Annotated in this window: 11 protein-coding genes; 1 reads left to right on the top strand and 10 read right to left on the bottom strand. The window is 67.5% G+C overall.

Going from position 1 to position 9,857, the window contains the following annotated elements; translation table 11 throughout:
• From QN357_RS15320 to QN357_RS15275, 10 genes are all read right to left on the bottom strand, one after another.
• On the bottom strand, positions 1–1,859 hold a 1,859-nt coding region (locus QN357_RS15320), incomplete at its 3' end, for a hypothetical protein (RefSeq protein WP_323505146.1).
• Positions 1,856–3,001 carry an endonuclease/exonuclease/phosphatase family protein gene (locus tag QN357_RS15315; RefSeq protein ID WP_323505145.1) on the bottom strand — a complete coding sequence of 382 codons (1,146 nt, stop codon included), beginning with the start codon at positions 2,999–3,001 and terminating at the stop codon, positions 1,856–1,858. The genes QN357_RS15315 and QN357_RS15320, both read right to left, overlap by 4 nt.
• Positions 2,998–3,387, bottom strand: a complete 390-nt coding sequence (locus QN357_RS15310) for a response regulator (RefSeq protein WP_134449095.1) — start codon at positions 3,385–3,387, stop codon at positions 2,998–3,000. Before QN357_RS15310 ends, QN357_RS15315 begins: the two co-directional genes overlap by 4 nt.
• Before the next feature lie 9 nt (positions 3,388–3,396).
• Positions 3,397–3,765 (bottom strand): STAS domain-containing protein, encoded by a 369-nt coding sequence (locus tag QN357_RS15305; protein WP_134449094.1) that lies wholly within the window; start codon positions 3,763–3,765, stop codon positions 3,397–3,399.
• On the bottom strand, positions 3,762–4,220 hold the full coding sequence (locus QN357_RS15300) for an ATP-binding protein (protein WP_166787369.1): 459 nt from the start codon (positions 4,218–4,220) through the stop codon (positions 3,762–3,764). The genes QN357_RS15305 and QN357_RS15300 overlap by 4 nt, the downstream gene beginning before the upstream one ends.
• Positions 4,204–5,616, bottom strand: coding sequence for a PP2C family protein-serine/threonine phosphatase (locus tag QN357_RS15295; RefSeq protein ID WP_323505144.1), 1,413 nt, complete (start codon positions 5,614–5,616; stop codon positions 4,204–4,206). The genes QN357_RS15300 and QN357_RS15295 overlap by 17 nt, the downstream gene beginning before the upstream one ends.
• On the bottom strand, positions 5,613–5,945 hold the full coding sequence (locus tag QN357_RS15290) for an STAS domain-containing protein (protein WP_134449091.1): 333 nt from the start codon (positions 5,943–5,945) through the stop codon (positions 5,613–5,615). The genes QN357_RS15295 and QN357_RS15290 overlap by 4 nt, the downstream gene beginning before the upstream one ends.
• 9 nt (positions 5,946–5,954) lie before the next feature.
• Entirely contained in the window at positions 5,955–6,791 is an 837-nt protein-coding gene (locus tag QN357_RS15285) for a dolichyl-phosphate beta-glucosyltransferase (protein ID WP_134449090.1), read from the bottom strand.
• Complete coding sequence (locus QN357_RS15280) at positions 6,788–8,065, bottom strand: oligosaccharide flippase family protein (protein WP_134559333.1); 1,278 nt, start codon at positions 8,063–8,065, stop codon at positions 6,788–6,790. Before QN357_RS15280 ends, QN357_RS15285 begins: the two co-directional genes overlap by 4 nt.
• A complete protein-coding gene (locus QN357_RS15275) occupies positions 8,062–9,249 on the bottom strand; it encodes a glycosyltransferase (protein WP_323505143.1) in 1,188 nt (395 codons plus the stop codon). The genes QN357_RS15280 and QN357_RS15275 overlap by 4 nt, the downstream gene beginning before the upstream one ends.
• A gap of 318 nt (positions 9,250–9,567) precedes the next feature.
• Here QN357_RS15275 and QN357_RS15270 point away from each other — a divergent pair.
• The coding region (locus QN357_RS15270; RefSeq protein WP_323505142.1) for a hypothetical protein at positions 9,568–9,857 on the top strand (290 nt) is incomplete at its 3' end.

The following is a 9,857-nucleotide window of genomic DNA, read 5'->3' as shown; positions in this document are numbered from 1 at the left end:
ATCAGGGACCACACCATGAGCACAAGCGCCAGGGCGATGGAGGCGGGCGGGATCAGTCCCCACCACAGGCGCTCCCAGAGCGGTGCCTGGTGCGAGACCTCGTTCGTCGGCAGCGGGGCGACGTCGGAGCGTTCCCAGATTTCGATGCCGTTCTCGAGCGGACCGAGGTCGGTCCAGCCGCTCGCGTCGAGCAGCGGGGAGTAGAAGGCATCGTTGCTGAAGACGTATTTGAGCGAGTACCGGCCGGGCACCGCCAGGAACTGTTGCAGGCTCCCGATCCCGGGCACACCGGAGTACTTCGCGCCCTCGAGGCGCTCGATCGGCCGGGACGTCAGCTCGGGCAGCTGCCGGGCAGAGTGATAGTCGCCGTCGATGGTTCCGGCGGTCATATTGGCACCGAGCCAGGCCATCTGGTCGCCGAATCCCAGTGTGAGGTACCGCCACTGGGAGTGCTGATCCTTGTTCATGAAGGTCGTGATCGGGGTGACGTCGATCGGGGCAGGCTGGAATGCCCGGTACTGCGTGAGGTTCGCCGCGTAGAGGGTCGTGGTGAGGTGTGCGGCCAGCAGCAGGCCCGGAAGGACCACCGAGAGCGTGCGCCCGACATGCGCGAGCAGCCAGGCTCGGATCGAACCGTTCGTGACGCTCGACACGAACTGACCGACGAGCGGCAGGATGGAGATGGTCGCCCAGAACGTGAAGCGGTCGAGTGTGAGGATGTCGTACGCGCCGCCCAGGAGGATCTTGGGAAATGGCGTGGTGCCGCCGGTGCCGAGGAACGCGAGCACGCCGAGGGAGAGGGTGAGCGGCCACGCCTTGCCCGCCATGCCGCGAATCAATGCGTATGGCAGCACGAGCAGCGTCGTGCCCCAGGGGATCAGCCAGAAGACCAGGCCGGCGTTGACATTGACCAGGAAACTGTCGCGGCTGGCGTGCGGGATGGAGACCTGGGTGATCGGGTCGCTCTTGGAGTACAGCCAGTACGGAAGGACGACGCAGAGCAGGGCAGTGACCACCAGCGCCCCGAGGATCCCGGTCCGCACGAGGGAGGGCATCACCCTGCGGATCCGGCGGGCGATCAGCGGCCAGAGCAGCCGGAAGCTGAACCGCGGCGGGTGTCCGTCCTTTTCGCCGGCGAGCGGGGTGCGCACGGCGAACACCAGTGCCCCGAGCAGGACCGGCCCGAGGAAGAAGAGCGATCCGAACAGGGTCGTGACATGGTGGCAGGCCGTGGTGGCCATGATGCAGCCGACCCCGGCGAGCAGGGCCTTCCGGTTGCCGGTGCGCACCCAGGTATTCGCGAAGGGCAGCCCGTTGAGCAGGAACCCGAGCGAGAGCGTGGTGGGAAGCTGGCCGAAGACGTGCACGGTTTCAGCGATGGACGACGCCAGCACCAGGGCGATGGCCGCCCAGCCTGCTGAGGTGCGGTTGACCCAGATGCCGCTCCAGCGGTAGACCCCGATGGTGAGGTTGAGGAGGGCGAAGACCTGCACGACGACGAAGCCGGGGCGCAACCCGATGATCTTGCTCAGGGCCGCGATCATGAAGTGGCCGCCCGGCGGGTAGCTCAGGGTGGAGAACCCGGTGTACCAGCGGGTGTCCCAGCTCGAGAACCAGTCTCTGGCGTAGTGGTCGGCGAAGAAGATGTGCACGTAGGCGTCGTAGGTGCGCTGGTAACTTCCGGCGAGCAGCAAAGAGCCGTGGAACACGAGCACGAGGATGAGCGCGATGAAGAGCAGGCGGTGGCGGCGCACGAAGCCCTTGCGCGAGCGCCCGTCCGGCGCTTCTTCCGGCCGGTGCACCCTCGCCTTCTCCGCTGCCGGAACGGGGACCGGGGCCGGCTCCGTCACCAGGGTCATGGCGTCGGAGTCTCCGGCGACGAAGGACTCTGAGACGAAGGACTCTGAGACGAAGGACTCTGAGACGAAGGACTCCGGGACGAAGGACTCTGGGACGACGGACTCTGCGACGACGGGAGGGCGAGGTCGACGACGAGGCGGCGGTGGTCGCTCCCCGCGCTCGTCTGGTCGGTCACGGCGACGACCGTGACCTGTTGGCTGACGAGCACGTGGTCGAGGCGCATCAGCGGAGGAACGACGCCGTCCCAGCGTGGCCAGGTCGCCCCGAAACCGCGGCCGGACTCCACGAAGGCGTCCCGCAGCCCGGTGGTGACGAGCCGCCGCAGCGGCGCATGGTCGAGGGTCGCGTTGAAATCGCCCGCGAGGATGAGGGTGCCGGTGTCGCTTGCCGCGATCCGGGCCAGCTCGGCGTACTGTCCCCGCCAGAGCACGGTGTTCTCCGAGGTGACGGGTGCTACCGCGTGCACATCGATGATCCGTACGAGTCCTGCGGGCGTGTGGATGCGCGCCTCGAGCATCGGGGACCCGGCTACGTCGATCGGGCCGCCGTCTTCGATCGGCAGGCGGGAGAAGATCGCCGAGCCATGGTATCCGGGGAGCGCGTCGAGGATCCGTTCCGGGTAGGCCGCCCAGAGCGGCGAGGCGGCGAGCGTGGCCAGGTGTTCGGGGGTGACCTCTTCGAGCACGATCACGTCGGCATCCGTCGCGACGAGCTCGCCGGCGAGGGTGGCGAGCTCGGTGTTGTCGAGGAGGACGTTGGCGCTGACGATCCGGAGCGGAGTGGCGCCGACGGGTGCCGTGCGCGGGCCGTTCCATCCGATGGCCGGAATCAGCAGGGTGGCCTGCACGACAACGAGGGCGAGCGCAACCGTGCCGAGGGCGAGTGGCCACCTGAGGCGGGCCGGCCCGTCGGAACGTCTGCGGGCCCGCCGGGCCCGTCGCACGAGCACGATTCCCGTGCCCGCGAGCAGAGGATACGCCGGGAGGAGCAGCCACACCGTGATGCCCTGCACCCCGATCAGCAGTGGTTCGGTTTCACTGGACAGCGCCCGGATCAGGGCGCTCGCGGTCATGCCGCCTGCTGCCAGCCAGCCGAGGCCGCACGCAGTCCTGGTCAGGGCACGCGTGACGCCGCGACTCACCGGTCCCTTTGGCGCGGCAGGATCGTCGCGAGGCACTCGGAGAGCGCGCGGGAGCTGATCGGCTTGATCAGGTGCCCATCGATCACGCTCGCGAGGTCGAGTCCGACAGAGGAATGTTCCACGATGCCGGTCACGAGTACGAAGAGCGGGCGAGCCGGCGCCGGTGGCAGCGCGTTCAGCAGGTCCACACCGGTGCCGCCCGGCATCGAGAAGTCGGAGAAGATCGCCGTGAAGGTGCCAGACCGGGCGAGCGCGATCGCCGGGGCGACATCGTCGGCCTCGGTGACGTCCCAGCCCGCCCTGCGCAACATATGGGAGAGGACGAGGCGGGACACGGTTTCGTCGTCGACGACCAGGGCCGTGTTGGACAGGGATTCGGCGGTCATGGCGCGGCCTCAGTCGTCCTGCTGCTGCGGCAGCATCCGGAAGATCTGGTCGAACTGGGTGAGCCGGAACACCCGCATCGCATTGTCCGAGTCCGGACGCACGAGTACAACGTCGCCACCGTGTGCCCGGCAGGAACGCCGCTGCCAGACGAGCACGGCGAGGCCGGCACTGTCCACGAAATCGACGGCAGCGAGGTCGAACACGATCTGGGGGCATCCGGCTATGTCGGACTCGTCGAGCCGGGCGCGCAGGTCGGATGCGGCGACGGCGTCGAGTCGACCGCCGAGCGTCACAACAGTGAGTCCGGCGGCCGGCGTCGCGACGCCGACCGTGAGGCCGCTGTCCCTCGATGTGCGGACGGTGTCTGGATCGATCATGGCTGGTGCTCATTTCCGGTCTTCTGGGAGTCGGCCGGCGGGGTGCGGTTGACGCGGAGGGTCCATCGGTTCCCGGCGTCGACCCGGCGGTAGTCGAGATCGTTGACGAGTTTGCGGACCAGCATGAGGCCGTATCCGCGTTCCTGGGGAACCCCGGCCACAGGGATCCTGACCCCGGCCGGGTCGAAGGGCAGGCCGGGATCGGTCACGCAGATCTCGACGACGGAATCGGTGATTCCGGCGCTGAACCGGATCTCCGCAGCGACCGGCAGGCCGGCGTGGTCGATGATGTTCATCGCGACCTCGTGGACGGCGAGTTCCAGGCGTGCGGCGATCGCGCCGGCCTCATCGTCGGGGAGCTCGCCGAGCACCCCGTGCAGCCACGGACCGATCTTGCGGACCATCGCCGTTGTGCCCTCGATGACAAGCTCGGTCGGGTCAGCTGACGCGGTCATGAATCGCCTCCACGGCTCGGAGGATGACGAGGGTGCGGTCATCGGAGGGCGGGGTTCCATCCGCGTGTCTTTTCACGGCATCCAGAATATGGTGTCCGAGCCGCTCGGCGGACTCTCCCGGGAGCTCGGCACAGAGTTCGGCCAGACGGTCGTAGCCGAGCATCACCCCGCTGGAGTTCTCCTGTTCGGCGAGTCCGTCGGAACCGAGCACCAGTGCGTCGTTCCGCTGCAGGTCGAAGCGCACTGTCCGACCTCGTGGCTCGGGTAACACGCCGAGCGGTGGCATTGACGCCGGAATGAGCGTTATGATCCCGTCCAGGACGAGCATCACCGGGGAATGGCCGGCGTTGCACACGTGCAGGGCGCCCGTACTGGGCCGGTATGCGCCGAGGGCGACGGTGATGAACAGTCCGACATCGTCGAGATAGTCGTAGAGTTCGATGCCCATCGCGCACATCGCCCCCGCAGGATCGTCTGCGTCGTGGGTGAGGAAGGCCACCCGGGCGGCGCTGACGGCACGCGTCATCACCATCGCCGCGGGAAGACCCTTTCCGGCGACGTCGCCCACGGTGAACCACAGCACATCGCCCACCACGGCGAAGGCGAAGAAGTCCCCGCCGGCAAGGCTCGCCGGAATGGTGTCGGAGAACACCTCGACCCCGGAGAGGGTCGGCGCAGGCTGGGAGAAGACTGCCTGGGCAAGGCTTGATGCGACCTGGTGCTCGCGCTCGAAAGTGGCGCGCTTGATCTCGAGGAGATGCAGCCGGGTGAGCGCGAACTGCATGTCGGCGGCCGCAACCGCCGCCCTGACGAGGCGCAGGTCGCCCGTGGTGTAGACCGGTCCGTTCGTCCTGAGGAATGCGAGCGCGCGGATGCCCCCGCTCTGGTCGTTGAGGGGTGCGATCACAGCGTTCCCCTGGCCGACGAGTCTCGGCTCCGGGTCGTCAGTACTCTTCGTCGCCTCGCGGATGACCTCCGTGAGCTCGGGCGAGTCCGCGGACGGCCCTCCCGTGGTGTGCACCAGGCGATCGTCGACCATCGCGACGAGGTCCGACGCGGTCAGTACCCTGGCTTGGTCGAGCAGGTCGCGAAGGGCCTCGGACCTGCCGAGGGTGCTCAGGTTCACCTGGGTGAGCGCCCGAAGGGCAATCAGGTGGTCCTGGCTTGTGATCAGGGCTTCCGTGACGTCGTCCTGGGCGGAGTAGATCCCGTGGATCGCACGGCGGATGGCGTTGGCTGCGTCGATGGCGTCGGGGGCCGCGTCCCCGGAGACGGTCCAGTCGGAACCGGGCGGTCGGTGGATCTCGCCGGCCCCGGCCGCCACAAGTAAGCGTTCGAGAGCGGCGTCGGCGAGGTCGCTCTCGATCAGGTGGGTTTCGGGGGAAGCGGGGGTCATGATGCGGTCGTGGTCGGGTCCGTCCGGGACTCCAGGGTGAAGACCTGCTGGAGTTCGGTCAGTTCGAGGATGATCCGGACAGGGTCGGAGACGTTCACGAGGATGACTTCGCCGCCGATTGCCTTGGCAGCCTTCTGCGAGCGCAACAGTTCGGCGAGGGCGCTCGAGTCGACGAACACGACGTTCGAGAGGTCGAGTCGCAGGGTCGCGTTCTCCGGTCGGATCAGGAGGTCGACGACGTTGCGGAAGTCCGCGGTCTCGTGGGCGTCGAAACGGCCGGCAAGGCTGACTGTCGTGTGGCCGATTCCGGATTCGGTGCGTATTCTCATCGTGATTTCCTATTTGATCGATGCGACGGATGCGGGGGACGAGGCTCGCGAGACCGGTGAATGGCCGGTGACGGTGTACCCGCCGCGCAGGTCGTGGACCTTGATCTTGACGAGGTCGGCGACGAACTGCAGGCTCACCTTGGCGGCGTCGACCGTGGAACCGGGCGCGTCGATCCATTCGACGGGGACTTCGGCCGTGGTCAGCCCAAGACGCCCGGCGAGGTAGATCACCTCGAGATCGAAGGAGAACCCATCGACGACCTGGAGGGTGAACAGCGACCGGGCCGCCGGGGCGGTGAAGAGCTTGAAGCCGCACTGCGTGTCCGCGATCTCGATACCGAACCCGACGGACACCATCACGTGCAGGCCCCGGCTCAGGACCTTCCGCAGGGCGCTCTTTCCGCTCACCGCCGCGCCGGCGGCTGCCCGCGAGCCGACGACGACGTCGTAGCCGGCATCGATCTTCGCCATGAGGTGGTCGAATTGCTCGATCGGCGTTGACTGGTCCGCGTCCGCGAACAGGATGAATTCACCGCGGGCCGCGAGCATTCCCCTGCGGACGGCGTCGCCCTTTCCGGTGTTCTTGGCGGCGACGAGCACGGTCATGTTCGGAAAGCGCAGGTCCTGCAGGAGGGAGACTGTCGTGTCCGTGGAGCCGTCGTCGGCGATGATCAACTCCCAGGGCTCGCCCCTCGAACACATGTGGGTGGCGATTGCACCGACAGTCGGCAGGATTCGCCACTCCTCGTTGTATGCCGGAATGACGACCGAGACGCGCGGCGGCACAGTCGACTTCTCGGTGACCCACTTGCGATAGGCCTGGTAGGTGCCGGTTTCCGCGGTCATCGGGGCAACCCTTCTTCGGTGGGAATGTGGGGGGAAGATCTGGTGAGGAGGTGCCGGGCGGCCATCACGCCGAGCAGGAGCACCATCGCCACGAATTGCACGATGATCAGTTGCGCGGTCGACTCGTGCCAGACAAGCAGCAGCACGAGCTGCACGACGGATGCTCCGAACAGCAGCCAGGACTGGGTGTTGCGTCCCTGCGACAACTCGTGGCTGGCTACGAGGTTTGCAACGGCGAAGAGGGTCGTCATCCCCGCGTATGCGGCGAGGGGCGCCGAGAGGTCGCCGTAGGCCGGGCCGAGGATGAAGCCCAGCACGGGACCGCCCAGGACCAGCGCGCCCAGTGTGCACGCGGCACCGATCCCGGCGACGGCCGCTATGCCGCCGGTCAGCAGGGAGCCGGTGTCACCGCCGCTCGCGTGCCGTCGAGCCACGACAGGGAACACGACGGTCGCGACCGACCACGCCAGGAAGAACACCGCCCGCCCGACGAGAGCGATCGCGGCGTAGATCCCCGCGGCATCCGGGGAGAAGAATGCCTTTGCGACGAGCACGTCGCTGTTGTTGGCGATGATCTGGCCGATCAGGAGTACCGACACCAGGGCGGCGTAGCTGCGCACCGTGACCAGGTCGGGGGCGGTACCCGTGAGCCCTGGTCCGGTCCTGGCGAGCAGCTTCACGGCGAGCCAGGTGGCGACGAACGACGCCGTGAGACCGATGGTCGCGCCGTTGACACCGAAGCCGAGTGCGACGAGGGCCACACCGCAGCCGAGACGCACAACCATCTCCACCACGAAGGACGTGGCGAGACCGGGGAAGCGCAGCCGGCCCTGCATGACACCACGACCGACGGACTGCACGAGGTAGAACGGCATTCCGGCGCCGAGGATGACGAATGGCCAGAACGACGCGGTGTGGAAGACCTGCGACCAGAGGGTGCTGCCTCCGGCGAGGATCGCCCCGGTCAGGATGCCGGCACCGAGCGCATAACCGCGCAGGGTGCGGGCGAGCCGGTCGGAGCGGGCCGGATCACCGGACTCGTCATAGATTCCGACGAAGCGGGCCGCCACGAGCTGCAGGCAGAGCGCGATCGAGGTGATCGTGAGCATGAGCGTCACCATCAGGTTGGCATCCGAGAACTCGGCGGGGGTCAGTACCCGGCCGAGGAACAGGTTGAGCACGTAGTTCCCGGCATTGGCCACGATCATGGCCACGGCAAGAGCGGTACCGCCGCCCACCAGGGAGGGAGTCCGTGAGGAAGGTTCCGCCGTCATCGCATGGCCCGCCTGTCGAGCAGCCGCTGGATGTGGATCAGGTGCCAGTGCACGACCTCGGACATCGGGATGCCCGAGGCGGCCGCGAAGTTGCGGCGGCCGAGGGACACCCGCTGTTCGGGGTGGTCGAGCACCTCGGCCAGGGCGTCGGCGAGGCTGGTCGCGTCACCCGGTTCGAAGTAGACGCCGAGGAAGCCCTCTTCTTCGATGATGTCGATCAGGTCGCCGATGCGGGGCAGCACGGCGGCACGACCATACTCCCCGGCCTGGTGCAGCACACCCGAACTCCCGGTCGTCGACGTGTACGGGAAGGCGACGACGGTCGCGGCGGAGAAGAGCGGCGCCACCTCCTCCTCGGCGACATAGCCCGTGAAGACGAGGTCAGGCAGATCGGAGAACCGTTCGGCGACCGACTGCATGTAGCCGGCGGAATTCGGGCTGTCCGTACCCGCGAGCACCAACTCGAGGTCGTCGTACCCGCGGTCGAGGAGCTCCTGGTATGCCTCGACGAGCACGTCGACGGTCTTGTACGTGCCCCATTTGCCGAACGCGAGGATGCGCCGGCGTCCGTCCGGTATGCCGAAAGACGGGAATGCGACCTCCTCGAAGCTTCCGTGCGGTGCGAGGAGCGCGTTCGTCGCGCCGTAGCTCTCCTGCAGGTATTCCACATAGCGCGGGATGGTCAGCGCCACGAGGTCGGCGCGGAGCAGGGCGCGGGTGAGGATGCGTCCGGCGAACTTCATCAGGCGCGCCGTCGTCGCGGAGCCGGCGAAGCCGGCATCCTGCATGTCGACGTTGTCCGCGAGGTTGTGCAGCACGACGACGGTCGGTACCCGGAACAACCGCAGCACGGCCGGGATCAGCAGCCCGAGTGCCCCGGGGATGCGTTTGTCCCCGAAGGTGGCGAACTGGAGGTTGAAGAGCACGGCGTCCGGGCGTGTGCGCCGGATCGCCCGGGTGAGTCGCACGATATTCGTGACGCTGTTGAAGGTCCAGCTCGGATAAGTCGTCACGCCGTCGAGGGGGGCCGGACTGCCGGCATCCGTCACGTCGGCGTACAGCAGCACCTCGCCGACCTCGGCCTGCCGGGCGAGGTGTTTGACGAGGTGGAAGCCGAACTCGTTCAGGCTGTTGCGGCCCGGGGGAAAGGCCGTGACGACACCGACCCGCAGTTTCCCGCTCATCGGGCCGGGACCAGGTCCGACGGCGTCAGAGCGTATGGGCTCATGCGTACCCCCTGTGGATCGTGAAAACCGGAACGGCGCTCGCCGACGGTTGTGTTGCACTCAATTGCCTGCCCAACGAGCTCGGAACCGAGCACATCTCGTGGTGAAACCGGGCAGTCCACCTGACTTACTCCTGTGTTCGCGCGGTGTCTTCGGGGGTACCGTGCAGACACAGTATGACGTATCCTCAGGGGGAATTGTATGCAAATCTGGTCGATCCGGAATGTGCACATACCTACCCGTTTCCTCGTTCGACCAAGAAGAGAGGCCCCAGACATGGGACCTGACCGCACCGGCTCCGACCCGTCGCACTCGTCGCCGCGCGACGCGTTCGTGATGCCTCGGCTGATGCTTGTTGCCTTCGTCGTGGTGGGCCTGGGGATCGCCGCCTATGCCTGGGCCACCGTGGCCACCGACGTGGCGGAACGTCCGGTCTGGGTCGACTACACGTACTACCTCGGACTCGAATTCGCGGTGGCGGGCCTCGTCCTGGCGCGCGTCATTCTCGTGAAGTCCGAACGACTCGCCTGGGCCTTGCTCGGCGCGGCGCGGGTGTGCCTAGCCCC

The organism is Cryobacterium sp. RTC2.1 (genome assembly GCF_035018685.1).
Lineage (GTDB): Bacteria > Actinomycetota > Actinomycetes > Actinomycetales > Microbacteriaceae > Cryobacterium > Cryobacterium glucosi.
Note: the sequence above shows the minus strand (reverse complement) of the source record. Positions and strands in the feature narration are given on the sequence as shown.